Raw genomic sequence first — 24,510 nt, forward strand, 5'->3', positions numbered from 1 at the left:
CCTCGCGGTGCCGAGGTTTCCGACCTGCCGCAGATGTCCATATACATTTGAAGCAGCGTCAGAATATGCGGTTGGCGGTTCTATCATGCAGTGTGTGCCCGGCTGTCGCCATTTTCGAAGCCGATGTCGCTTTGCAACCACGCGGCCAGCGTGGGCGGTGATTAAATGGAGTTTATGAGGAACATCTCCTGACGGAGAGGGAGCAGAGGCTCCCCGCGGTCTTCGCCTTGCAGCAAGCGGCGGCCCGACTAGACGAGGATATGCAGATGGATATTCGCAGCAACGTTTTACGCCAGCTCAAGAACCGCCGCGAGGGCTTCAGCCTCGAGCAGCCCTTCTATATCGACGAGGACTACTTCAAGCTCGATATGGAAACGATCTATTATCGCGACTGGCTGTTCATGGGCCATGATTGCGAACTGCCGAAGGCCGGTGCCTATTTCACCGTCCAGATCGGCCAGTATCCCGTCGTCATCGTCCGCGGCCGCGACAATGTCATCCGCGCCTTCCACAACAGCTGTCGCCATCGCGGCTCGCGCGTCTGCACCAAGGATCACGGCTCTTCCGTCCGTCTCGTCTGCCCCTATCACCAGTGGGCCTACGATCTCGACGGCAAGCTCGCCTTCGCCCGCCACATGGGCGATGATTTCGACAAGACCGATTTCGGCCTGAAGCCTGTCCACTGCGAAAGCTTCGCGGGCTATATCTTCATCTGTCTTGCCGACAAGGCGCCGGATTTCCAGCCGGTTCGCGACATGGTCGCGCCCTACATGATGCCGCATCACCTGAAGGACGCCAAGATCGCCTTCGAGAGCACCATCGTGGAGAAGGGCAACTGGAAGCTCGTCTGGGAAAACAACCGCGAGTGCTACCACTGCGCCGCCAACCACCCGGAACTCTGCCGCACCTACCCGGAGGCGCCGAGCGTCACCGGCACCGATGGCGGTGCCGACGATCCAGAGATCGCAGGCCACTGGGCGCGCTGCGAAGATGCCGGCCTGCCGAGCAAGTTCCAGATCTCGCCGGATGGCCAGTTCCGCGCCGCCCGCATGCCGCTGATCGAGGATGCCGAGAGCTACACCATGTCCGGCCGCCGCGCCGTCGCCCGTCCGCTGTCGGACGACGTGACGATCGACCGGATCGGCACCATGCTGCTGTTCCACTATCCCACCACCTGGAACCACATTCTCGGCGACCACGCGATCTCTTTCCGCGTCCTGCCGCTCAGCGCCAACGAGACCCAGGTGACCACCAAGTGGCTGGTCCACAAGGATGCCGTCGAGGGCGTCGATTACAATCTCGATGAATTGACCCACGTCTGGACCGAGACCAACGATCAGGACCGCCGGATCGTCGAGGAAAACGCCTTCGGCATCCATTCGCCGGCCTATGAGCCCGGTCCCTATTCGATGCTGCACGAAGGCGGCGTCATGCAGTTCCTCGAATGGTACTCGATGTTCATGGTCAACCGCCTGCAGGGCGATCAGGCCAAGCTTTCCGTCGTCGCCTGAGATCGACGCACACAATTGGAAACGGCCCCGTGCTTCAGTGAAGCCGGGGCCGTTCTCGTTTTGGGAGGTGATCAGAAGTCCTGGTAGTTCAGCGCATTGATTTCGCGTGATGGCACCGAAGAGGTGACGATCGCATCCTGCGAGGCCACGGTAACGGCCACCTGCGGCATCACCAGCGGCAATTGCGCGATCGGCGGCAGCCCCGGCGTCGATGCTGCGATCAGGCTCGACGGCTGCGGCGCGCGCAACGGCTCCATCTCGCGCTTGGCGAGCATCAGTGGCGGATCGGGCTCGCGCGCCGGCAGCAGGTTGCCCTGCGCCCAGATCTTTGACAGATCCGCCTTGTTCATGGCGGCGACATTGACGTCGATATCGGTGAGCGTGCCGGGGACGCGATAGGGGCAGCGCCGTTTGCTGCAATTGGGTCCGGCGGAGAATTGCCAGAGCAGGTAGTTGTCCCAGTTGCCCATCGGGAACACGCCTTTGACGTCCGGCTTGTAGCGCGCATACCAGATCGGCAGGCGGGCCAGCACCGGATAGTCGTTGCGGTAGGCGGCGATGTATCGCGCCGTGTCGTGGTTGGTGTAGAGCACCGGATAGCGGCCGGTCCGCGCCTTGATGTGGCCGACGAAGATCTGCGCATCCTCCAGCGACATGAATTTCTTCGAATCGATCCCTTCCAGATCGAGGATCATCATCTCGTCGGGTTTCGGCGTCGCGTAATCGAGGAAGTGATTGGCCTGATCGATCGGATTGCCGGGACGCGCCAGATGGTACGAGCCCCAGAGCAGCCCGGCACCGCGCGCCACCAGTCGCCGCGTCTGGAACAACTCGCGGCTCACCGCATATTTGCGCCACATCGTCTTGCAGTGCGCCATCGTGTCGCCGGCATGGTCGCCGGTGCACGAAAAGCTCTCCGGCAGGCCGTCCGATGCCTTGGAAATGAAGCCGGCGATCCGCTTGTCGGTCAAAAGCGATTCCCAGTCGATGGTGTTCAGCTCGTAGCCATCGACGACCAGCGCATTGTCGGCCTTTTTCCAGGGGAGGGTATCGTTGGCTGTGGCGTAACCAGACGTTCCGGCTATGATCGCCAGAAGCAGAAAACGAAGAATGGCTCTTCCCTGGTGTTGCTTCATGTAACGAGAGTGGTGAAAACTGGTTAATAGAAGGTTAATCAGCTCTTACGCATAAACAAAAAATCGGCAACAGTCGCGAAAAAACATCGCCGATGGAACATCCTCCCCATCTATACGTTACGTCTCGGGTCCATTTACATTGAGATTGGAGTCCTCCATGCCCAGGTCATTGTCTCGCTCGTGGAAGCAGGCAGCCGTCGCCGCCATATCGTCGCTGATGCTTCTGACAAGCTTTGCGCCATCGCAGGCGGTGCAGATGCCTGCCGCCCCGCAGGTGGAAAAATCAGCCGACGCGCTGAATGTCCAGTATTGCCGTTACGGACGCTGCGGCGGCCGCCCCGGCGGTTATTACGGTCGCCCTGGTGGCTATTACGGCCGGCCTGGCTACGCTCCCGCATACCGCCCGGCCTATAGGCCCGCCTATCGTGCCGGCTGGTATGGTGGCTACCGCGGCTATAACTATGCCCGCCCCGGCTACCGCCACTACAATGGCTACTGGTATCCGCTGGCAGCCTTCGGTGCCGGCGCGGTGATCGGCGGCGCCATCGCCAGCCAGCCACGATATGCCGAACCCGTCGGCAACGGCCATATTGCCTGGTGCGAGCAGCGCTATCGCTCCTATCGTGCCTACGACAACACCTACCAGCCCAACAACGGCCCGCGCCGGCAGTGCGTGTCGCCGTATTGATGCGGTGATGTAGCGGTGTTGATTGGTGCCCTTCGCCTGCCGCTTGGGGCGCCATTGATCGCCTCGCTTGGCGCTCCGCCGCTTCTCCCCGTTGGGGCGAAGCGGCTGGGGCTGCCCGCGTAGCCTCAAGCGAGACACCCGCACCTCACAAAATATCCACCCGCTTCAGCAACCACCACGCCAGCGCGATCGAGGCGATGATCAGCACGATCGCGTATTCGGTCCCTGTTGCGCCTTGCGTAAACGGCAGGTCCGCCGTGTTCATCCCGAAGAACCCGGTCACCAAAGTCGGCGGCAGCAGGAACGCCGTCATGATCGATAGAATATACAGATGCCGGTTGGTCTCCGAAGACAGCTTCGAATCGATTTCCTCGTGCAGCAGCCGCGCCCGGTCCTGCAGCGCGTAGATGTCGTGATCGACGGTCTCCAGCCGCGCCGTCAATCGGCCGGCAATATCCTCGAAGCCGAACGGCATCTCGTCGTCATCGGATGCCGCCGCCCGGCGCATCAGGGCCAGCATGGTCCTGAGATGCCGGTGGATGCGCACCACCGTCCGCCGCACCGGCGCCAGGCGCCGCCGCTCGTCGCGCGGTGCCGTGTCGTAGACGAAGTCCTCGATCACGTTCAGCTCTTCGGTAAGGTCCATGACGATCGAGATCAGCGTGCGCTGGAACTCGGTCACCAGCAGTTCGAACAGATCGACGGGGCGGGTGAACTTCGCCGGGTTCTTCTCGATCAGCAACCGCGCCCGCTCGACGCTGCGCAGCGGCTGCAGCCGCGTGGTGATGATGAACCGGTCTGAGATGGCGAAATGCAGCCAGCCGAGATCGGCGGTCTCGTGGTCGAATTCGCGCTGGCAATCGACCAGCGTGCCGTAGAGCAGCTGTTCGTCCACGGTGATGGCCGCATGCGTGTCATGGGTGGTCAATGCCGATTTGGCGTCGTCATTCAGGCCGGAGAGTGTGTCCAGAAGGGCCGGGACGCGCGCATCGGCGAGGTTGAGATGCAGCCAGTAGAAGCCGTCGTCGATGGTCAGATCGGCAGCCACCGCGCTGTTGGTCAGGCGCGTCGGTTTGCTGCCATCCACAGGAAAGCGGTAGCCCCAGACAAAACCCGGCATGCTGACAGGCAGTGTATCCATGGTTTGCGGGTCCTTTTGCGACTGCGTGTAGTGTCGACCACAGCGCTCCATCTGCCGTGCCCCGGGGAAATGGGGCAGGGTGTCGCGCCTGTTGGCGGGACCCTTTTGGACCATGCCTTAGAGCTTCTCTATGACACTTATCTTGCAGTTTCATGACAGTTTCAGGACGCGCACCCACGCCGCGTTTGCGATCTCCCGCATCAGTTTAAAATTGACGTTTACGTAAAAATCAATTAGCTCTGCCGACGGAGGAGCGGAAAGGGGAGAGGATGCCCCAAACCGCCGGAAATACGAGGAGACCAACATGTACAAGGCACCCGTCGAGGAGATCGCATTCACCCTGAAGCACGTGGCCGGTCTTGGGCAAGCGCTCGATGACGGCCTGCTCGGCGATCTCGGCGACGATCTGGTCGATGCCATCCTGTCTGAAGCCGGCCGCTTTGCCAGCGACGAAATCGTCCCGCTCGGCGAGACCGGTGACCGCCAGGGCGCCCGCATCTCGGATGGCGAGGTGACGACGCCGGATGGCTGGCGCGATCTCTACCAGCATTGGATTGCAGGCGGCTGGAACGGTCTGACCGCATCAGAAGAATTCGGCGGCCAGGCGCTGCCGCATATGCTCAACGTTGCAGCGCTTGAAATGTGGAACTCCGGCTCGATGGCGTTTGCGCTCTGCCCGACGCTGACCATGGGTGCCACCGAAGCGGTCCATACCCACGGCAGCGACGCGCTGAAGCAGACCTATTTGGCCAAAATGGTCTCCGGCGAATGGACAGGCACGATGAACCTGACCGAGCCGCATGCCGGCTCCGATCTCGGCGTGCTGAAGACCCGCGCCGAACGCCGCGACGACGGCACCTACCGCATCTTCGGCCAGAAGATCTTCATCACCTGGGGCGAACACGACGCCGCCGACAACATCATCCATCTGGTGCTCGCCCGCCTGCCGGATGCGCCTGCGGGAACCCGCGGCATCTCGCTGTTCCTGGTGCCGAAATTCCTCGTCAACGACGACGGTTCGCTCGGGGCCCGCAACGATCTCTTCGCCCACTCGCTGGAACACAAGCTCGGCATCCACGGCTCGCCCACCTGCACGATGATCTATGGCGACGGCCGGTTCGGAGACGAGAAGGGTGCCATCGGTTGGCTGGTCGGCGAAGAGAACAAGGGGCTGGCCTGCATGTTCACGATGATGAACAACGCCCGCCTTGCCGTCGGCATGCAGGGCGTCGCCATCGCCGAAGCCGCCACCCAGAAAGCCATCGCGTATGCCCGGGACCGCACCCAGGGCAAGGCGCCCGGCTGGAGCGGCTCGGGCATCAGCGGATCAGGCATGAGCCCGATCATCGACCACCCCGATGTCGCCCGCATGCTGTTGACGATGAAGGCGTTGACCCAGGGTGCCCGCGCCATCGCCTACAGCTGCGCCCATGCCACCGACATGGCACACCGCGCAAGCCGCGATAACAGGCACTGGCAGGAGCGCGCCGCGCTGCTGACCCCCGTTGCCAAATCCTTCGCCACCGATATCGGCGTCGATGTCGCCTCGCTCGGCATCCAGGTGCATGGCGGCATGGGCTTCATCGAGGAAACAGGTGCCGCCCGCTACCTCCGCGACATCAGCATCGCCCCGATCTACGAGGGCACAAACGGCATCCAGGCGATCGACCTCGTCACCCGCAAGCTGCCGCTCTCCGGCGGCGCCGAAATCCGCAGCCTGATCGCCGAATTACAAGCAATCGCCGACGACACCAGACGCTCCAGCCGCGACGGCTTCGGCACCACGGCCGACCGGTTGGACAGGTCGATATCCGACCTTACCGAAGCCACCGACTGGCTGCTGGCGCAACTGGCCGACGGCAGGACGGCCGAAGCCCTGTCTGGCGCCACGCCCTACCAGCGCCTGTTCGGGCTGACGCTGACCGGCTGCTATCTCGCCAAGGGCGGCCTTGCCGAAGTCACCGATGGCAAAACGGATACCCGCATCGCGCTGTGCCGATTTGCCGCCGAAAACCTGCTCGCCGAAACATCAGCACTCAGGGACACCGTCATCTCAGGTGCCGCGAGCCTTGCCGCTGCCAGATCCGTTCTCGCCTGAGGAAGTCGCCATGACCGAGCATATCATCGTCGAACAGCCAGCCACTCATCCCGGCGTCCGGATCATCCGCTTCAACCGTCCCGACAAGAAGAACGCCATCACCCGCGCCATGTACGTGACGATGACCGAGGCGCTCACCGCTGCCGATAGCGACCCTGCCATCCGCGCCACCGCCTTCCTCGGCACCGAAGGCTGCTTTTCTGCAGGCAACGATCTCGGCGACTTCCTTGCCGCGGCGATGGGTGGCGGCATGCCGCGCGAGGTGATCGGCTTCCTCCATGCGCTGGTGCGCTCGACGAAACCAATTGTGTCAGGCGTCGATGGCCTGGCGATCGGCATCGGCACCACCATGCATCTCCATTGCGACATGACGGTTGCCTCCGCCCGCAGCCAGTTCCGCACCCCCTTCGTCGATCTGGCGCTGGTGCCGGAAGCAGCCTCCAGCCTGATCGCCCCGCGCATCATGGGCCAGCAGCGCGCCTTCGCGATGCTCGCCGCCGGCGAGGCATTTTCGGGCGAGGAGGCGCGCGAAGCCGGTCTGGTCTGGAAAGTCTGCGAACCGCAGGACGTGGAAGCCGCAACGCTCGCCATCGCCACAAAACTCGCCCTCAAGCCACCCGAAGCACTGCGCATCTCCCGCGATCTGATCCGCGGTGACCGCGAGGACATCATCGCGAGGATCGACGAGGAGGCCCGCCATTTCGCAGCGCGTCTCCAGAGTGCGGAAGCCCGCGCCGCGTTCGAAGCCTTCATGCGGCGCTGATGTCTACGCCACATGGCGGTGGCTTTCGGCAAAGTGTATTTGTCATAGATGAAATTCATAAAGTAGGAATTTACAATAATTTAACCGCGTACGGGAATTCTCAGGAAAACCAGAGGATTAAGCCGTGAAACTATTTAAAAGTGCATTGTCGTTCCGTCAGGAAATCTCTGATTTCATTTTCATGCAATCACCGGATGCCTATTACGTACTGGAAGACGAGCACATCGTCGATTGCAATCAGGCGATGGAGCGCATGCTCGACTTGCCGCGCGAAAAGATCATCGGCATCCACCCGGCAAAGCTCTCTCCGGCCGTGCAGTCCGATGGTCGCCCGACCGGCGAGGCGGCCGTTGCGATCTTCGCGGAAATCAAGAAGAGCGGCATGGCGCGTTTTGAATGGGATCATCAGCGTCTCGACGGCACGCCGCTTCCGGTTCTGGCCACCATCATCCAGGCCAGGGTCGCCGGTCGCGACGCACAGGTGGTCTTCTGGCAGGACATCCGCGACGTCGTGAAGATGCGCAAGCTCGAGGCCGAAGCACGCAAGCGCGACGATGCCAAGGCAGCCGAACAGGCCGATGTCGTGCAGACGCTGGCGGCAGCGCTCAGAAAGCTGGCGGCCGGCGACTTGAACTGTCTCTTGAACACGCGCTTCCCGCAGGACTATGAAACGCTGCGGCAGGACTTCAACGGCACCGTCGATCAGCTCGCCGGCGTCATCGGCAAGCTGGCCGAAAACGCCGAGTCGATCCGCGCCACCGTCGCCGAACTCAGCCGCGCCACCGACGATACCGCCCGCCGCACCGAACAGCAGGCAGCCAGCGTCGAAGAGACGGCAGCCGCCCTCAACCAGATGACGGAAGCCGTCTCAAGCACGGCGGAAAGTGCCGCCACCGCAGCCAATTTCTCGGCCAAGGCCAAGCAGGATGCCGAGGAATCCGAAAAGATCTCCAACATGACGGTTGCGGCAATCGACGAGATCGCCCAGTCCTCCAAGGCGATCAACCAGATCATCGGCGTCATTGACGAGATTGCCTTCCAGACCAACCTCCTGGCGCTGAACGCCGGTGTCGAGGCCGCCCGTGCCGGCGAGGCGGGTCGCGGCTTTGCCGTTGTCGCCCAGGAAGTGCGTGAACTGGCGCAGCGCTCGGCCAAGGCGGCAAAGGAAATCAAGACGCTGATCGTCAACTCGGGAACGCAGGTCGAACGCGGCGTTTCGCTGGTCAGCGACAGCGGCAAGGCGCTGACCGATATCATCGGCCACCTCTCGCATATCTCCACGCTGGCCACCACCATTGCGGATTCGGCAAGGGAGCAGTCGTCAGGGCTGGCGGAGATCAATTCCGCCATCAACCAGATGGATGGCGCCACCCAGCAGAACGCGGCCATCGTCGAAGAGACGGCCGCTGCCGTGCATGGTCTGGCCGAGCAGGCCGATGTTCTGAGCGGCCTCGCATCGACATTCCGCCAGCGGCAGGATGCGCCGGGCCGGATGCGCCGCGCCGCCTGATCACCGGCAGAGCCGCCGCCTCGTTTTGTCAGTGCGGTGGAAACCTCGAAATATCTCGAAATGGTCAGCCTCCGAACCGCCAGCGGTTCGGAGGCTTGCTGCGTTGGCGTGTCTGGTGGCCGGCGAAAACCAAAAGTAATACTTTTAATCAAATTTTACCGATTGTCTTGTTTAGTGATGTGCAATGCATGACGCAGCACGGGCATGAGCCCGGCCCCTTTCTTCGGCACAATCAAGGCACGGACGCCAGCGGATCGATACGCGATCGGCTGAGGCACGTCGGTCGGCCGCATTCGAGACAATGCAATGTTCAAAATGAAGATAAAGACGCTGCTTCCGCTGCTGTTTCTGTCGCTGGTGGCCATCTCCCTGGTGCAGGGCGCCATTGCCGCCGTGGCGCTGACCAGCCTTGAGGCCAATACCCGCCAGATCGGCGGCCAGAATATCCCGAACACCGAGCGGCTGCACGCGATCGTCACGACGCTGAACGACGTCCGCCGCAGCTATGCCGATTATCTGCTCGCCACAGGCAAGACCGATTTCCGCAATGCCGAGATGACGCTGAAGACCCGCAGGCAGCGCCTCGCAACCGCGATCGATGCCTTCGAAAAGCAGCCGAAAAGCGACTACATGAGCCAGAACTTCACCCGGTTGAAGAAGGCGCTCGCAGACGACACCGCATTTGCCGACAAGATCATCGCCTTCGCGCTCGACAACAAGCGTAGCCAGGCGAACTCGCTCTATCGCGGCGAGCTGTCGATGTCCGCCAACAATATCCAGACGCTGATCGACGGGATGATCGCCAGGGATCGCCAGTCCACCGATGCCGGCCTCGTCTCTGCCGCCGGAAACTACTACGCCGGCACGCTGTCGATCGTTGCCGGCCTTGCCGTCGCGCTGATCGCCGCGATCGCCGCCGCCTATCTCGCATGGAAGCGCATCTCGCGGCCGATTTCGACCATCGCAGCGCGCATGGGCAAGCTCGCCCAAGGCGATCTCGAAGCCCCGGTGCCCTATGCCGGCCGCCACGACGAGATCGGCGACATGGCAGCCGCCGTCTCGGTTTTCCGCGACAACTCCTTCGCGCGCCTCGATCTCGAACGCAGCGCCGAGGACAACCGTTCGCAGGCCCGCGAAGAGCGCGCCCGCAACGAAGCCACCAGGGTTCGCGAGACTGCGGAAATCCAGCAGGCCGTCGATGCACTGGCCGGCGCGCTCGGTGCCCTGTCGGAAGGCAATCTCGCCCACCGCATCGAGCAGCCCTTTGCCGATCATCTCGACCGCCTGCGCAGCGACTTCAACACCTCGGTCGCCAAGCTGCGCGAAGCGCTGGAGGATGTCGGGCACAACGCTCACGCCATCGACGCTGGCGCCGACGAGATCCGCAATGCCGCCGATGGCCTTGCCCGCCGCACCGAGCAGCAGGCCGCCTCGATCGAACAGACCGCCGCTGCCTTGGAAGAAATCACCACGACCGTCAAGGATACCGCCCGCCGCGCCGAGGAAGCCGGCAGCCTGGTGTCGCGTACCCGCGGTGGCGCCGAGGAGTCCGGCAATATCGTCCGCAAGGCCGTGTCGGCGATGACCGAGATCGAGCAGTCCTCGCAGAAGATTGCCAACATCATCAGCGTCATCGACGACATCGCTTTCCAGACCAACCTTCTGGCACTGAATGCCGGTGTCGAGGCAGCCCGTGCGGGCGAAGCCGGCAAGGGCTTTGCCGTCGTCGCCCAGGAAGTCCGCGAACTTGCGCAGCGCTCGGCCCATGCCGCAAAGGAGATCGAAACCCTGATCTCGGCCTCGAACACCCAGGTTCGCTCCGGCGTCACGCTGGTCGGCGAGACCGGCAAGTCGCTGGAAGCCATCGTCGGCCAGGTGCAGGAAATCAGCCGCCACGTCGATGCCATCGTCACCGCCACCCGCGAACAATCGACCGGCCTTGCCGAGATCAACACCGCGGTCAACACCATGGACCAGGGCACCCAGCAGAACGCCGCCATGGTCGAGGAACAGACGGCCGCCAGCCACGGTCTTGCCCAGGAAGCGGCAAAGCTGATGCAACTGCTCAGCCAGTTCAACCTGCAGGCTCGCGGCTACGGCGCCACGTCCAGCTATCGCGCCGCCTGATCCCGTCCAGGGTTCGCAACGTCAAAACGCCCGCGGTCGCGGGCGTTTTTGATCGGAGTATCGGTGCAAGCCTGCGAGACGGCGTCAGCCGTGCATTCGGTACGGCTCGCGGTGCGAGGCTATGAACTGGTCATTGCGCGGCGAGAGTGGTTTTACCGGTAGAATATCGATGACATCGGCGGCGTTGAATTTGCGCGCCTGACCGCATATCGTCGCAACGACGATGCCGCGATCAATATTGAAGGATGTGGCGAGGAAATTTCTCTCGTCACCATGGTCATCTATGGAAATAACAAACATATTATCCTCCGTGTATTATCCATTGATACGGGAAGATTATTTATCATAGGTGAATTTATGCATTGCTTATAGTCTGATTGTAAATGTTTTTGGCCTGAAGTTGCTGAGTGTTGCTTCTGGGCTGGGCTGGACGCAAGCGCCACAGCGGTGGTGGTTGCGTCCTCTTCTGTCAATGGCCGAGTTCATCTGCACCCGGACTATCCGGGGAAATGCTCGATATGGGTCTCGGCCGTGCGCCCGACATAGAGCACCCGGCGACCGGAAAAGGACACCATATAGCCGGCACAGCCCATCGCCTTCACGTTTCTGCAGAATGCCGCATAGCTGTAGTCGGGCGGGTTTGCCTGCGCCCATCGAACCTGTCCGGCGATGCCGGCCTGATCGAACGCGGCGGCGACGGTGCTGTCCGAAGGCCGGTTGTCGAGCACGATGCTGTCGTCGTCCGGCAGGAAGTAAGTCGTCGTGTTGCGTCGATAATCGACGACATAGCCTTCGAACCCCGACGCGATGAGTGTCCCGACAATATCGGGAAAGCTCATAGTCCTGTCGTAGGCGGCATTGAGGCAGTCGCGGGCAATGGTCGTCCGTTGCGCATCCATGGCGCTCTCCCTTGTCATCGCTGAAATTCGTGTCGCGCCCGGATGTCAGGCGGTCGGAATGTCGCTCAGTTCGCGCTCGCGTGCGATCCGGCGCAGCATCCGCTCAAGCTGGATCCGTTCCTCCGGTGCAAGCGCACCGAAGAACGTCGCATCGTTTCGGTCAGCCAATGCCGCCAGCCGGGGAACAAGCTGGCGAGCGGCTGGCTTCAGCATCAGCGTTTGTCCCCGTCTGCCATCCGCATTGGCCTCCCGCACCACAAGGTCCTTCTCGACCAGCCGGTCGGCGAGCTTGGAGATCGCGCCCTTCGTCATGCCCATGCGCTCGGCCAGCTGCGAGGGGGCAATGCTCTCGACATCATAAAGCATCCGCAGGAATACCCATTCGGCAACCGTGACGCCTTCGGCTTCGACACTGCGGGCAAAGCCCTGTGATACCGCGTTGGAGACGGTTCGCAGCCAATAACCAAGATGCGCCTCGATGTCAGAAACAGAACCGTCACCAGCCATCGTCATCCCTTAAGTTGACTAGGAAACTATATGCATTAGGTTTCCTAGTCAACCTTAAATGCGGCGATATCGGCGACAACAGGATTGTCGGGTAATGGAGCGGTAAGGGCGGCCGCCTGCTGAGGCTGGCCCCCATCCGTGCGATTACTTCTCCAGCGTCGCCACCACCTCGACATGCGAGGTCCAGAGAAACTGGTCGATGGGCGTCACGGATGTGATCCGGTAACCGGCCTCGACCAGCAATGCGAGGTCGCGGGCCAGCGTCAGCGGATTGCAGCTGACGGCGACGATCTTCTTGACGGTCGAGCGGGCCAGCTCCTGGCACTGGAATTCGGCGCCGGCGCGCGGCGGGTCGAAGACGACGGCGTCGTAGACCTTGAGCTCGGCGGTCATCAGCGGCCGGCGGAACAGGTCGCGGCGCTCGATGGTGACGGGCTTCAGCCCCTGCGTGTTGCGGGCGGCGTGGTCGAGGGCGGCGAGCGGCTTGGCTTCGCTTTCCACCGCATGCACCCGGCCGACGCGGGCAAGCCGCAGCGAGAAGGTGCCGGTGCCGGCGAACAGATCGGCGATACGCTTGGATTTGCCGACATGGGCAACCACCAGCTCCGCCATTGCGTCCTCGGCAGACTTCGTCGCCTGCGTGAAACTGCCCGGCGGTGGCGTCACCTTGACGCCGCCGAAATCGAGCATCGGCTTCACCGGCTCGACGAGGATCTCGCCGTTCAGCGACACGCGGTCGATGCCGCGCAGGCCGAGCACGGTCTCGATCGCCTTGCGGCGCTGCTGGTCGGACAGCTTCTTGATGCCATCGACGGCGATGTCGATGCCCGACAGCGTCTGCAGCACGGTGATGCGGAAGGCTTCGGCACTGTTGGCCAGTGCCGCACCGATCGCCTTGATTGCCGGCAGCCGGGCGATAATGGCTGCCGACGAGATGGGACATTCCTCGATATTGACGAGGTGGTGGCTTTCGGCCTGGTTGAAGCCGACCAGCATGTCCTTCTCGGTCTTCCTGGCGGCAAAGGTGACCCGCCGGCGCTCGCCGGGCTGGGCGGCAACGAGTTCGCCGACCTCCGGTGTCAGCCCCTTGGATTTCAGCGCATCGACCACCAGCTGCCGCTTGAAGGCGCGGTAGGTCGCCTCATCCGCATGCTGCAGCGTGCAGCCGCCGCAGGTCCCGTTGACGCCATCCGGGCCAAAGTGCCGACATTGCGGCTCCTGGCGATCCGGCGATGGCGTGGTGATCGACATCACCGTCCCCTGGTTCTTGATCCGCGCAATGGCGACGGTTTCGCCGGGCAGCGTGAACGGCACGAACACCGGACCATCGGTGCCATTGACGATGCCGTCGCCCTGGGCGCCGAGCCTTTGGATAGTGACTGTTTCGGCGCTCACGGCTTGGTTCCTGCGAGAAGATATTCCTGGTTTCCGTCGCCGCCGGCGATCGGCGCGGGGATCAGACCGAGGCTGGTCCAGCCCATGTCCTCGACGAACCAGCGCTCGAGTTCTGCGGCAACGGCAGGCGCGGTGGACGGATCCTTCAGCATGCCGTTCTTGGCGATCGCATCGCGCCCGGCCTCGAACTGCGGCTTGACCAGCAGCACGGCGGTCGCACCGGGTTCGGCGAGATCGAGCGCCGGCGCCAGCGCCAGCTTCAGCGTGATGAAGGAGACGTCGGAAACGATGAAGGTGAGGGGATGGCCGATATCTTCAGCCACCAGATTGCGGGCGTTCAGGCCCTCGAGGTTGGTGACGGCCTCGCTCTCCGCCAGCCGCGGATGCATCTGCCCATGGCCAACATCGACGGCGGTGACATGAACAGCACCGCGCTCCAGCAGCACTTCGGTGAAGCCGCCTGTCGAGGCGCCGACATCGAGACACAGGTGTCCCGTCGGATCGAGCTTGAAATGATCGAGTGCCGCGGCAAGCTTCAGCGCCGCGCGCGAAACGTAATCCTGAGCGGGGTCGTCGATTTCGATGACGACATCCTCGCCGAAAACGGCGCCGGCCTTGGTGACGAGCTTGCCGTCAACCTTGACGGTGCCGCGCTGCACGGCATCGCGGGCGCGCGAGCGACTGGCAAAAAGACCCAGGCTGACGAGCAGCTGGTCGATACGTTGTGTGTTTTGTTCGGACATGCCTGTCCATGCCGGGCAAAGCCGCCACTTGCAAGCCTTTTGTTCACGGCTGCTTATGCTGCAAGGGGGCTAGTTCCACGAGTTGGTGCCGAGATCCTTCTTGCCGACCATCGCTTCCACCGATTTAGGCCCTGTTTTGACCCAGCTTTCGCAGATCTGCTTGCCGGCATCGCGGCCACCTTTCCAGGTGCGGCAGAACCTGTCTTTCTTGATCGCCCAGACCCCTTCGATCGGGATCACGTCGCCACTGTCGAGCTTGATCTGGCCCTTACCCTTGCCATCGGCCGACAGCGAAAGGCTGCCGGCATATCCCTTTCCCGGGCCTCCGAGGATGAGATTCTTGCCGTGGCCGAGAAGGGTGGTCAGTTCCTTGCCGGTCATCGTCTCGGCCGCATCGGCGGCACCTGACATCAGCAGCGCTGCAACAGCGACACTTAAGATGTTTCGCATGTGAAGGACTCCTATCTGAGTGAAATTAAACATACACCTTCTGCGCGTAACGTCGATGCGGTCGATGCCTCAGATAGGTTGAATCCCCGCAGATACAGCGGTTTTCGGTCTCCAAACAGACGCTGTTGCAGTGCACACTTAAACAATTTTAAATTTTCCCCGGCTACGGTCGGGAAGATTGCAGCGGTCATAAAACCGCGTCCGCCATGATGGCTCGAAGTCTCACTGCTGATCATGTTCCTCTTCCCGATAGATTTTCCCGCATGCGCTCGCGTGCCCGATTTGCCATGGCTCCAGGCCGCCCAGGAAAGACCGACTGATGTTTGCTAGAAACATGTCCCTGAACGGTAAGCTTGCTGCGACGTTCGCAGCATTGATCCTTATCTTTTTATCCGTCTCCGCCTTCGTCTATTCGAAGGCCGGTGCCGTGGCAGCCGCTTCCGCCGAAGAGAAGCAGTCCGAGCGCCTGGTCAACCAGATCGACGACGCCCTTCAGGCGATGCTCGAGCAGGCCGTGAACCTGCGCGGCTTCCTGCTGTTCCGCAGCGACAGCACCTATGCCGATCTCTTCAACAATCGTGACCGCATGCTGAACGCGATTGCCTCTGCCAAGCAGACGGCCGCCGGCAACAGCGATTTCCTGACCCAGATCGACGGCATGCAGAAGGCCGCCGACCTCTATTTCAACCAGCTTGCCGTGCCGCAGACCAAGGCGCGCAAGGAAACCGACATGCCGATCGACCAGATCGTCAAGATCGGCGTCAACGAGACCAAGGGCCAGCTCGACGGCTTCCGCCAGGCCTCTGCCAAGATCAAGGCTGCCGCGCGTGACGAATCCGCAGCGCTATCCGCCATCAAGGCCGATGCCAGTGCCGCGCTCAACATGACACTGCTTCTCGGCGGCATCTTCGCGGCCTTCGCAGCCGTCGTGCTCGCCTGGATGCTGTCGCGCAGCATCGTCAGCCCGATCGTCGGCATGACCTCTGCCATGGGTCGCCTTGCCGGTGGCCAGAACGACATCGATGTTCCGGCGCTCGATCGCCAGGACGAAGTCGGCCGCATGGCGCAGTCGGTTCTGGTGTTCAAGAACGCCGCCATTGAAAAGCTGCGTCTCTCCGGCGAAACCGATCGCATGCGTGGCGATGCCGAGCGCCAGCGCCAGGCCGGCGACGAGCAGAAGGCCCGCGAGGAAAGCGATCTGCGCTTTGCCATCGACAACCTCGCCGACGGTCTCTCGGATCTCGCCAATGGCAATGTCGCCATCCGCATCACCACGCCGTTCGCGGCCCAGTTCGACCGCCTGCGCAACGACTTCAACAACGCCGTCGAGAAGCTGCAGGCAGCCCTGCAGTCGGTCGGTCACAATGCTTCGGCGATCAATGCCGGTGCCGGCGAAATCCGCACCGCGGCCGATGATCTTGCCCGCCGCACCGAGCAGCAGGCCGCTGCCGTCGAAGAAACCGCAGCAGCGCTGGAAGAGGTCACCACCACCGTTCGCGACAGTGCCAAGCGCGCCGAAGATGTCGGCCAGCTGGTCGAGCGCACCCGTCTCGGTGCCGAACGCTCCGGCGAGGTCGTCCGCAAGGCCGTCACCGCCATGCAGGAGATCGAAAAGTCCTCGGGCGAGATCTCCAACATCATTGGCGTCATCGACGACATCGCCTTCCAGACCAACCTGCTCGCTCTGAACGCCGGCGTCGAAGCAGCCCGTGCCGGTGAAGCAGGCAAGGGCTTTGCGGTCGTCGCCCAGGAAGTCCGCGAACTGGCCCAGCGTTCTGCCAACGCCGCCAAGGAAATCAAGGCGCTGATCAACACCTCGGGCACGCAGGTTAATTCCGGTGTCTCGCTGGTCGGCGAAACCGGCAAGGCTCTGGAAGAAATCGTCGGCGCCGTGCAGGAGATCAACAAGCACGTCGGCGCCATTGTCACCGCCACGCGCGAACAGTCGATCGGCCTGCAGGAGATCAACACTGCCGTCAACAACATGGACCAGGGCACCCAGCAGAACGCCGCCATGGTCGAGGAACAGACGGCCGCCAGCCATTCGCTCGCCCAGGAAGCCGGCGCCCTCGACGAACTGCTGCGCCAGTTCAACCTCGGCAACAACCGCCACGAAGCCCCACGCGCCACCGCCGCCCACGCCGCCTCGCGCCCGGTCGCCTCGCCTGCCAACGCCCTGAAGCGCACCGTGGCCAAGGCGTTCGGTGGCGGTTCGAGCGCTGCTGCGGTCAAGGAAGAGTGGTCGGAGTTCTAAGGAACGCACGAACAGCCGTGAAACGATCAGGCCGCCGGGGGCAACTCCGGCGGCTTTTCTATCGGCGGGCTATGTCGGGTACAGGCGGCAATTCTGCCTTGTCGCGGGTTGTGGAGAATGCGGCCTCATCGGTCGCGCCAGGACAGAGGGGGGAATTCTGGCGCGATGCGAGAAAGATGCATCAAGACGAGGGGCCCACACGGCACACCCTCAGACAACAACCTTACCCGGCCACACCAACCACAGCCGGCCGTCCCAGCGCTTTGAACACGGTCGCGACGATCCCGGCCCGGTCGAGCCCGGCCTGCGCATTCATCACCTCGGGCTTGGCCTGTTCCACCCAGACATCCGGCATGCAAAGCGACCGCACCTTCAGCCCGCTGTCGAGCAGGCCTTCGGCGGCGAGGAACTGCAGCACATGGCTGCCGAAGCCGCCGACAGCGCCTTCCTCCACGGTGATCAGTATCTCGTGGTGGCGGGCCAGCTGGCGGATCAGGTCGTGATCGAGCGGCTTGGCAAAGCGCGCATCGGCAACCGTGGTCGAAAGGCCCGATGCATCGAGATCTTCCGCTGCCAGCAGGCAATCGGCCAGACGCGTGCCGAAGGAGAGCAGCGCCACCTTGGCGCCTTCCTTGACGACCCGGCCCTTGCCGATCTGCAGGATTTCGCCGCGAACAGGCATCTCGACGCCGACACCTTCGCCGCGCGGATAGCGGAACGAGATCGGGCCGGCGTCATAGGCAGCGGCCGTCCGCACCATATGCTTGAGTTCCGCCTCGTCGGCGGCCGCCATCACCACGAAGCCGGGCAGGGTGGCGAGGAAGGTGGTGTCGAACGAGCCCGCATGCGTCGGCCCGTCGGCACCGACGAAACCGGCGCGGTCGATCGGGAAACGCACAGGCAGGCCCTGGATCGCAACATCGTGCACCACCTGGTCGAAGGCGCGTTGCAGGAAGGTCGAATAAAGCGCGATGAACGGCTTGTAGCCTTCGGCGGCAAGGCCGGCGGCAAATGTCACCGCATGCTGCTCGGCAATGCCGACATCGAAACAGCGCGACGGATAAAGATCGGCCAGCTTGTCGAGCCCGGTGCCGCTCGGCATCGCGGCGGTAATGCCGACAATCTTGTCGTCAAGCTCGGCTTCCTGCACCAGCGCTTCGGCAAACACATTGGTATAGCTCGGCGCATTCGGCTTCACCTTCGCCTGCGCGCCGGTGATCACGTCGAACTTGTTGACGCCGTGATACTTGTCGGCGGCAGCTTCCGCCGGAGCGTAGCCCTTGCCCTTCTGGGTGACGACATGGATCAGCACCGGACCATGCGCATTGTCGCGCACATTGCGCAGCACCGGCAGCAGGTGCTCGAACGAATGGCCGTCGATCGGGCCGATATGATAAAAGCCCATCTCCTCGAACATCGTGCCGCCGGTTACGTAACCGCGGGCATGTTCGACGGCGCGGGTGATGGCGCGGTCGATGGTCTTGCCGAGATAGCCGGTCAGCTTCTTGCCGACTTCGCGCATCCCCATGTAGGTGCGGCCGGAGGCAAGGCGTGCCAGATAGGCGCTCATCGCGCCGGTCGGCGGGGCAATCGACATGTCGTTGTCGTTGAGAATGACGATCAGCCGGGCATCGAGCGCGCCGGCATTGTTGAGCGCCTCATAGGCCATGCCGGCCGACATCGCGCCATCGCCGATCACCGAGATGACGTTGCGCTTCGAGCCGGAAAGCTCGGCGGCAACGGCCATGCCGAGGCCTGCCGAAATCGACGTCGAGGAATGGGCGGCGCCGAACGGATCATATTCGCTTTCAGCCCGACGGGTGAAGCCGGAAAGGCCGCCTTCCTGGCGCAGCGTGCGGATGCGGTCGCGTCGGCCGGTCAGGATCTTGTGCGGATAACACTGGTGCCCGACATCGAAGATCAGCTTGTCGTCAGGCGTGTTGAAGACATTGTGGATGGCAATCGTCAGCTCGACGACACCGAGCCCCGCGCCCAGATGCCCACCAGTGCGCGACACCGCATCGATCATCTCGTCGCGAACCTCGCGCGCCAGCTGCGGCAGATCGCGATCTTCCAGCTTTCGGAGGTCGGCCGGATAGGTAACCTTATCCAGCAGCGGCGTCTTCGGCAGTTGTGTCACGGGAGGCACTCTTTCTTGTCGTTCTTGGGCACGTAGCCTTTAGGCTATAAGTTGCGGCGAAAGAAGTCGATTTCAAGCACCGCACCTATGCTTTCTAGAGGAGATCAGCGCTCCGGCAAAGGGACGAATTCCTCTTCATCCCCCGGAACGATGTCGAAACGGCCGGTGCGCCACTCCTCCTTGGCCATTTCGATCCGCTCCTTTGACGATGAAACGAAGTTCCACCAGATGTAGCGCTTGGAATTCAGCGCCGCACCGCCGAACAGCATCAGATGACAGCCCTGGCTGCCCCCTTGGAGCGTGATCGCATCGCCCGGGCGAAACACCAGCAACTGATCGGCCGCAAACCGGTCGCCCGAGATCACCACTTCGCCAGAGAGAATGTAGACCGCGCGTTCTTCATGTGCCGCGGCAAACGGAAACGTCACGCCGGCATCGAGATTGATATCGGCATAGAGCGTGTCGGAGAACACCTTGACCGGCGAGCGCATTCCCTCGAAATCGCCGATGACCACGCGCCCGCGCACGCCGCGTTCGTCGATCAAGGGCATATCGGCCTTTTCCGTGTGCGCAAAGGAAGGATCGATCTCCTCCTTGTCATCAGGCAGCGCCAGCCATGTCTGCAGCCCGGACATCAGCAGCGGGTGACCGCGCAGATTGTCCGGCGTGCGCTCCGAGTGCACGATGCCGCGCCCTGCTGTCATCAGGTTGATATCGCCGGGGCGAATGACCTTTTCGGTGCCGAGGCTGTCGAGATGGCGGATCTCGCCGTCGAACAGATAGGTAACGGTCGATAGCCCGATATGCGGATGCGGCTTGACGTCGAGCGCCTCATCCGGCTTCAGGATCGCCGGCCCCATGCGGTCGAAGAAGATGAACGGCCCGACAAGCCGCCTCTGCCGCGTCGGCAGCGCCCGCCGCACCTGAAACCCGCCGATATCGCTGGTGCGCGGAATGATCAGGTTCTCGATCGCATCGCAGGCGAAGGCATCGCCGGGGGCAGGGTCTGTGCCGGGAAAGAAGGACATCGGTCGTCTCCATTCGCGAAAGACATGAACTTATCGGCTATATCAGCCAATAGCCAGACACGCGATCCCTTGCAATTGACGGTGTATGGCGGCTGACGTCATGTTGTGCTGTATGCACGCTGACTGCTGTTCCGCGAACGTATCGTCTATGGCGATGGAGCTATTCTGGAGATGACCATCTGGCGGCTCCCGGCCCAGGTGCCGCCATCGCAGCATTTCCTGAAATACTCGCTCTTCTACGGTCTGCCGGGCGAGCGCCTCGTTCTCTATGACAACGAGCGCGGCAAAGGCGACCATCGACACTATGGATTGCGCGAGGAAAAATACCATTTTGTCTCGGTGGAACGTCTTATGTCCGATTTCAAAAGCGACGTTGAGAAGGTGAGAGGGGAGCCGATATGAGCAAGGACATCGAACTGCACGTCGGCGGTTCTTTCGATGCCGCTGCCGGCCGCTTCATCGACGCCTGGCATCGTGCTGAAGCAGGCCAGCCCGTCGCCGAGGATCACCTGACCTTCGTGGATTGGGCGGTCTTCGCCCATACGATGACCGCCAAACGGCTTGAACTGCTCCGACATCTTCGCAGTCATCCGCAGACGAGCATTGCCGCGCTGGCGAAAAGCTTGAAGCGCGACTATCGCCGTGTCCACGAGGATGTCGATATCCTCTCGAGGGCGGGGCTAATCGAGCGCGACGCCCAAGGCTTGCGCGCCGGTTACGCGGAAATCAGGACGGTCATCGCGCTCTGAGGCTTTGCCTCTGGCGGCCTATTTCTCTGCGGCTTCATGGGCCGTGATCGCAGCCTCGACATCTAGCAGAAGTGGCCGGATGTTCTTTTCGACCGTTTCCCACGTGCGATGTAGAATGATGCTGTCGTAGTCGTGGCGGAGCACATTGCCGACACCTCGTATGGCCTGCCAATCATGGCTGGGCAGCAACTCTTCAGCGATCGTGCCAAGCTTGACCGCAGCCTCGGAAATTCATGACATGCAGCGCTCGGTCGCATCTGCAGCCATGTCGTTTGAGGAGAATTCGGCATAAGTCATGCCGTCTGTGTACGCCAATATCTTGCGAGCGTTCTCAGCGATGTCGGCCAGACGGTGCCAAGGCTTTTCAGAAGGCAATTTGGCGGTCCCGGTCGATCTCTCGCGCCAAGCGCGGCTTTTCTATCGGCTCAGATATCACATCGACCGGTCGACCGGTCATGCCTTCAAGTCTTTCTCGCAAGCGAGCCAGCGCTCCGAAGTATCCAAAGCCGGAGTGCAAAATCTCGTCTTCGAGTTGGACGACAATATCTATGTCGGACTCTGCCGTCTCCTCGCCGCGAGCGACCGAGCCAAAAAGCGAAAGCTTGAGGACACCTGCTGCCCGCAGTTCATCCTCATGCTTTCGGATTATCGCGATGACATCTTCTCTGGTCATGCCTCCAATATAGGCGACATCGGCGTCACGGTCGAGACGGCGTGTCTGGTCACCGTCCACCCACCAAATCACATCGCCGTAAACCCGTTATCGACGAACAGATGCGCCCCGTTGACGAAGCTTGATTCATTGCTGGCGAGGTAAAGTGCGGCGCGTGCCACATCCTCCGGCTCGCCGATCCGTCCCTGCTGGGCGGCGATGGCGGCGTCGGAGACATCGACACCGAGCGCCTGCAGGTCGGCAACCTCGCGCAAGCCGTGCGGCGTGCGGATGAAGCCGGGGCAGACGGCGTTGCAACGGACGTTGCGGTCTCTGAACTCGACGCCGATGGCGCGCGCAAACATGTGCACGGCGCCCTTGGTGGTGTCGTAAAGCACCTCCATCGGCGTTGCGGCGACAGCCGAGATCGACGAGGTGCAGACGATCGATCCGCCGCCCGCCGCAATCATCTTCGGCAGCACCGCCTTGGTCATCAGGAACATCGAGCGGACGTTGACGGCGTGCAGCCAGTCCCATTCCTCGAGCGTGGTTTCGAGGAAAGGCTTGATGACGATGGTGCCGGCATGATTGAACAGCACGGTGACGGCGCCATAGCGCGTCTCGACACCTGAGACGGCCGCGTTCACCGCAGCCTCGTCCGACACATCCGCCGTCCAGCAGTCGGCCTCGCCGCCGGCAGCACGGATTTCGCTGACCGTCTGCGCGGCCGCCTCGCCATTGCGGTCGATGATCGCCACCTTGGCACCCTCGGCTGCAAACAGCTTCGACGCCGCCCCGCCCATGCCGGTCGCCCCGCCCGAGATGATCGCGATCTTGCCCTTCAGTCTATCAGCCATGTAACAGCTTCCCCGTGATCGTTTCAGGGGATGATAGGCTGCGAAAGATGCGGGCGCCAAGGGCGTTATGTGTGTCTGGTAGCGAAAACAGGCGTTACGCCCCGTCCAGCGGCTCCACGCCCTGCGGCTTGCCCGCGCGATCGAGCCGGATCTTCTCGATCCGGTTCTCCGCTGCCGACAGCAGCGTCTCGCAATGCTTCTTCAGCGCTTCGCCGCGCTCGTAGATCTCGATCGATTGGTCCAGCGCCACGTCGCCGCGTTCCAGCCGCGCAACGATGCTTTCGAGTTCTGCAACCGCCTTTTCGAAGGAGAGGCTCGCTACCTCTGGCCCCGATGCGTCTGGCTTGGCGCTGTCAGTCATACTCAACCCTTCATCATCCGCAGAATGTGCAGGCCGGCCGATTCGGCGAGCCCTTCGAGATCATAGCCGCCTTCCAGAAGGCTGACGACCCGGTTGGAGGCACTTTTGTCGGCCACTTCGAGCAGCCGCCCGGTCGCCCAGTCGAAATCCTCGCCGACCAGATTGATCTGCGCCAGCGGATCGCGGTGATGCGCGTCGAAGCCGGCGGAGATGATGATCAGGTCCGGCCGGAAGTCGTTGAGCGCCGGCAGCACGCGGGATTTGAACGCCTCGCGAAAATGGTCGCTGCCGACATTGGGCGACAGCGGCGCATTGACGATGGTGCCGTGCGGACCGGTCTCGGTCTTGGCGCCGCTGCCGGGGTAGAGCGGCATCTGGTGCGTCGAGCAGAACAGCACCGACGGATCGTCCCAGAAGATGTCCTGCGTGCCGTTGCCGTGATGCACGTCCCAATCGACGATCGCCACGCGCTCGGCGCCATGCCGGCGCTGGGCGTGGCGGGCGGCGATTGCTGCATTGTTGAAGAAGCAGAAGCCCATTGCCTTCGATTTTTCGGCATGGTGGCCGGGCGGCCGCGAGGCGACGAACACATTGTCGGCCTTGCCGGTGAACACGTCGTCGACCGCCGCCATCGCCCCGCCGATCCCGGTCAGCGCTGCCTGAAAACTCTTCTGGCTGGCATAGGTGTCGGCTTCCAGCTTGTTGATCTCGCCTTCTTCCTCCGGCACCTGCCGCATCACGGCGAAGAGGTGCTCTTCCGGATGGGCCAGCAGCACGGCGTCCTCGGAGGCCTGCGGTGCCTCGCGGCGGTCGAGCGGCTGGAAATGCGGATGCTCGAGCGCCACGTTCAGCGCTCGCAGGCGGTCGGAGCGCTCGGGGTGGCCCTCGGGCGTGATGTGTTCCAGGAAGATCGGATGTTCGTAAAGGCGGGTGCTCATGCAATCACTCTATCTGCCTGCCTCGGGATGATCCACAGCAGATGGGGTAGGGCGCGCTGATTTCAACAACCACCCTCTATCCTACGCCTTTAGCGCGCGTTTACTTCGCAATGTCAGGGCGTTATACTTGGAGCTGAGGATTTCGGGTGGAATAGTTCAATGAACGCAACGATGCGATCGAGTATTGTCCAGACACATGTGCCGTTCCGCGATGTGGATATGAACGGCCAGATGTTTCTCGGCTCCTATATCTCCTACGCCGAATCGGCGCTGGCGAACTTCTGGGCGCAGCGCCCGGAGCTTGGAGACGAACCGCGTTATGTCGCCAGCAAGGTGACCTGCATTCTGCATCGTCCGCTGCATTATGACGAACTCGTGCTGTTTACAGCGGCGGTCGACAAGATCGGCGTCCGCTCCGTGGGCTTCCTGATTGCCATCGATGCCGGCGACGAGCGCGCCGCCGAGGTCGAGATCGTCTGGCAGGCGCAGACCCGCGAGGACAAGATGCCGGTTCCGCTGCCTGAAATCACCCGCGACTGGCTCTATGGCTTTGTGAATTAGCC

At 62.4% G+C, this 24,510-nt stretch carries 25 protein-coding genes; 10 read left to right on the top strand and 15 right to left on the bottom strand.

All coding sequences use genetic code 11. The annotated features are described in order from the left end of the window. Positions 1-266 precede the first annotated feature (266 nt). The gene (locus tag GVL52_RS06310) at positions 267-1,511 is read left to right on the top strand and encodes an SRPBCC family protein (protein ID WP_160004971.1); all 1,245 of its coding nucleotides are present in this window, start codon (positions 267-269) and stop codon (positions 1,509-1,511) included. A gap of 71 nt (positions 1,512-1,582) precedes the next feature. Here GVL52_RS06310 and GVL52_RS06315 read toward each other — a convergent pair whose 3' ends face one another. Further along, complete coding sequence (locus GVL52_RS06315) at positions 1,583-2,647, bottom strand: glycoside hydrolase family 25 protein (RefSeq protein ID WP_160004973.1); 1,065 nt, start codon at positions 2,645-2,647, stop codon at positions 1,583-1,585. A 157-nt stretch (positions 2,648-2,804) separates the two neighbouring features. On the opposite strand from GVL52_RS06315, the gene GVL52_RS06320 reads away from it, so the two are divergent. Further along, positions 2,805-3,335 carry a BA14K family protein gene (locus GVL52_RS06320; protein ID WP_160004975.1) on the top strand — a complete coding sequence of 177 codons (531 nt, stop codon included), beginning with the start codon at positions 2,805-2,807 and terminating at the stop codon, positions 3,333-3,335. Positions 3,336-3,480: 145 nt separating this feature from the next. On the opposite strand, the gene GVL52_RS06325 is transcribed toward GVL52_RS06320, so the two are convergent. Then, positions 3,481-4,476, bottom strand: a complete 996-nt coding sequence (locus tag GVL52_RS06325) for a transporter (protein WP_160004977.1) — start codon at positions 4,474-4,476, stop codon at positions 3,481-3,483. A gap of 304 nt (positions 4,477-4,780) precedes the next feature. Here GVL52_RS06325 and GVL52_RS06330 point away from each other — a divergent pair, with 304 nt between their 5' ends. The 4 genes from GVL52_RS06330 (at position 4,781) to GVL52_RS06345 (ending at position 10,974) form a co-directional block, all read left to right on the top strand. Continuing rightward, positions 4,781-6,574 carry an acyl-CoA dehydrogenase gene (locus tag GVL52_RS06330; protein WP_160004979.1) on the top strand — a complete coding sequence of 598 codons (1,794 nt, stop codon included), beginning with the start codon at positions 4,781-4,783 and terminating at the stop codon, positions 6,572-6,574. Between the two features lie 10 nt (positions 6,575-6,584). Beyond that, positions 6,585-7,337 carry a crotonase/enoyl-CoA hydratase family protein gene (locus GVL52_RS06335; protein ID WP_160004981.1) on the top strand — a complete coding sequence of 251 codons (753 nt, stop codon included), beginning with the start codon at positions 6,585-6,587 and terminating at the stop codon, positions 7,335-7,337. A gap of 124 nt (positions 7,338-7,461) precedes the next feature. Further along, on the top strand, positions 7,462-8,847 hold the full coding sequence (locus tag GVL52_RS06340; RefSeq protein ID WP_160004983.1) for a methyl-accepting chemotaxis protein: 1,386 nt from the start codon (positions 7,462-7,464) through the stop codon (positions 8,845-8,847). A 306-nt stretch (positions 8,848-9,153) separates the two neighbouring features. Beyond that, positions 9,154-10,974 carry a methyl-accepting chemotaxis protein gene (locus GVL52_RS06345; RefSeq protein WP_160004985.1) on the top strand — a complete coding sequence of 607 codons (1,821 nt, stop codon included), beginning with the start codon at positions 9,154-9,156 and terminating at the stop codon, positions 10,972-10,974. Positions 10,975-11,058: 84 nt separating this feature from the next. Here the strand turns inward: GVL52_RS06345 and GVL52_RS06350 are convergent, their stop codons facing one another. From GVL52_RS06350 to GVL52_RS06375, 6 genes are all read right to left on the bottom strand, one after another. Then, complete coding sequence (locus GVL52_RS06350) at positions 11,059-11,274, bottom strand: hypothetical protein (protein ID WP_160004987.1); 216 nt, start codon at positions 11,272-11,274, stop codon at positions 11,059-11,061. Positions 11,275-11,471: 197 nt separating this feature from the next. Beyond that, complete coding sequence (locus GVL52_RS06355) at positions 11,472-11,873, bottom strand: DUF1398 domain-containing protein (protein ID WP_160004989.1); 402 nt, start codon at positions 11,871-11,873, stop codon at positions 11,472-11,474. A 45-nt stretch (positions 11,874-11,918) separates the two neighbouring features. Next, entirely contained in the window at positions 11,919-12,380 is a 462-nt protein-coding gene (locus GVL52_RS06360) for a MarR family winged helix-turn-helix transcriptional regulator (protein WP_200847776.1), read from the bottom strand. Between the two features lie 144 nt (positions 12,381-12,524). Continuing rightward, positions 12,525-13,775 carry a class I SAM-dependent RNA methyltransferase gene (locus tag GVL52_RS06365; protein WP_160004991.1) on the bottom strand — a complete coding sequence of 417 codons (1,251 nt, stop codon included), beginning with the start codon at positions 13,773-13,775 and terminating at the stop codon, positions 12,525-12,527. Then, the gene (locus GVL52_RS06370; RefSeq protein ID WP_160004993.1) at positions 13,772-14,518 is read right to left on the bottom strand and encodes a TlyA family RNA methyltransferase; all 747 of its coding nucleotides are present in this window, start codon (positions 14,516-14,518) and stop codon (positions 13,772-13,774) included. Before GVL52_RS06370 ends, GVL52_RS06365 begins: the two co-directional genes overlap by 4 nt. A gap of 69 nt (positions 14,519-14,587) precedes the next feature. Continuing rightward, entirely contained in the window at positions 14,588-14,968 is a 381-nt protein-coding gene (locus GVL52_RS06375; protein WP_160004995.1) for a hypothetical protein, read from the bottom strand. A gap of 319 nt (positions 14,969-15,287) precedes the next feature. Between GVL52_RS06375 and GVL52_RS06380 the strand changes: the two genes are divergently transcribed. Then, positions 15,288-17,222: a methyl-accepting chemotaxis protein gene (locus GVL52_RS06380; RefSeq protein WP_160004997.1), complete on the top strand. Its 1,935-nt coding sequence runs from the start codon at positions 15,288-15,290 to the stop codon at positions 17,220-17,222. 223 nt (positions 17,223-17,445) lie between these two features. Here GVL52_RS06380 and dxs read toward each other — a convergent pair whose 3' ends face one another. Then, positions 17,446-19,362 carry a 1-deoxy-D-xylulose-5-phosphate synthase gene (dxs, locus tag GVL52_RS06385; RefSeq protein WP_160004999.1) on the bottom strand — a complete coding sequence of 639 codons (1,917 nt, stop codon included), beginning with the start codon at positions 19,360-19,362 and terminating at the stop codon, positions 17,446-17,448. Positions 19,363-19,466: 104 nt separating this feature from the next. Next, a complete protein-coding gene (locus GVL52_RS06390) occupies positions 19,467-20,390 on the bottom strand; it encodes a pirin family protein (RefSeq protein ID WP_160005001.1) in 924 nt (307 codons plus the stop codon). A gap of 141 nt (positions 20,391-20,531) precedes the next feature. Between GVL52_RS06390 and GVL52_RS06395 the strand changes: the two genes are divergently transcribed. Both GVL52_RS06395 and GVL52_RS06400 read left to right on the top strand, forming a co-directional pair. Continuing rightward, entirely contained in the window at positions 20,532-20,792 is a 261-nt protein-coding gene (locus GVL52_RS06395) for a DUF6516 family protein (protein ID WP_280179095.1), read from the top strand. Further along, positions 20,789-21,139, top strand: coding sequence for a hypothetical protein (locus GVL52_RS06400; protein WP_160005005.1), 351 nt, complete (start codon positions 20,789-20,791; stop codon positions 21,137-21,139). The genes GVL52_RS06395 and GVL52_RS06400 overlap by 4 nt, the downstream gene beginning before the upstream one ends. A gap of 18 nt (positions 21,140-21,157) precedes the next feature. Here the strand turns inward: GVL52_RS06400 and GVL52_RS31315 are convergent, their stop codons facing one another. The 5 genes from GVL52_RS31315 to GVL52_RS06425 form a co-directional block, all read right to left on the bottom strand. Then, positions 21,158-21,328, bottom strand: coding sequence for a HepT-like ribonuclease domain-containing protein (locus GVL52_RS31315; RefSeq protein WP_160005007.1), 171 nt, complete (start codon positions 21,326-21,328; stop codon positions 21,158-21,160). A 175-nt stretch (positions 21,329-21,503) separates the two neighbouring features. Then, a complete protein-coding gene (locus GVL52_RS06410; protein WP_160005009.1) occupies positions 21,504-21,812 on the bottom strand; it encodes a nucleotidyltransferase family protein in 309 nt (102 codons plus the stop codon). Positions 21,813-21,880: 68 nt separating this feature from the next. Then, positions 21,881-22,648, bottom strand: coding sequence for an SDR family NAD(P)-dependent oxidoreductase (locus GVL52_RS06415; protein ID WP_160005011.1), 768 nt, complete (start codon positions 22,646-22,648; stop codon positions 21,881-21,883). 94 nt (positions 22,649-22,742) lie between these two features. Next, the gene (locus tag GVL52_RS06420; RefSeq protein ID WP_160005013.1) at positions 22,743-23,009 is read right to left on the bottom strand and encodes an exodeoxyribonuclease VII small subunit; all 267 of its coding nucleotides are present in this window, start codon (positions 23,007-23,009) and stop codon (positions 22,743-22,745) included. Between the two features lie 2 nt (positions 23,010-23,011). Continuing rightward, positions 23,012-23,947, bottom strand: a complete 936-nt coding sequence (locus GVL52_RS06425; protein ID WP_160005015.1) for a histone deacetylase family protein — start codon at positions 23,945-23,947, stop codon at positions 23,012-23,014. 159 nt (positions 23,948-24,106) lie between these two features. Here GVL52_RS06425 and GVL52_RS06430 point away from each other — a divergent pair, with 159 nt between their 5' ends. Continuing rightward, the gene (locus GVL52_RS06430; protein ID WP_160005017.1) at positions 24,107-24,508 is read left to right on the top strand and encodes a thioesterase family protein; all 402 of its coding nucleotides are present in this window, start codon (positions 24,107-24,109) and stop codon (positions 24,506-24,508) included. The last annotated feature ends 2 nt before the right edge of the window (positions 24,509-24,510 follow it).

This window comes from Rhizobium sp. 18055, from assembly GCF_902706285.1.
Taxonomy (GTDB): Bacteria; Pseudomonadota; Alphaproteobacteria; order Rhizobiales; family Rhizobiaceae; genus Rhizobium.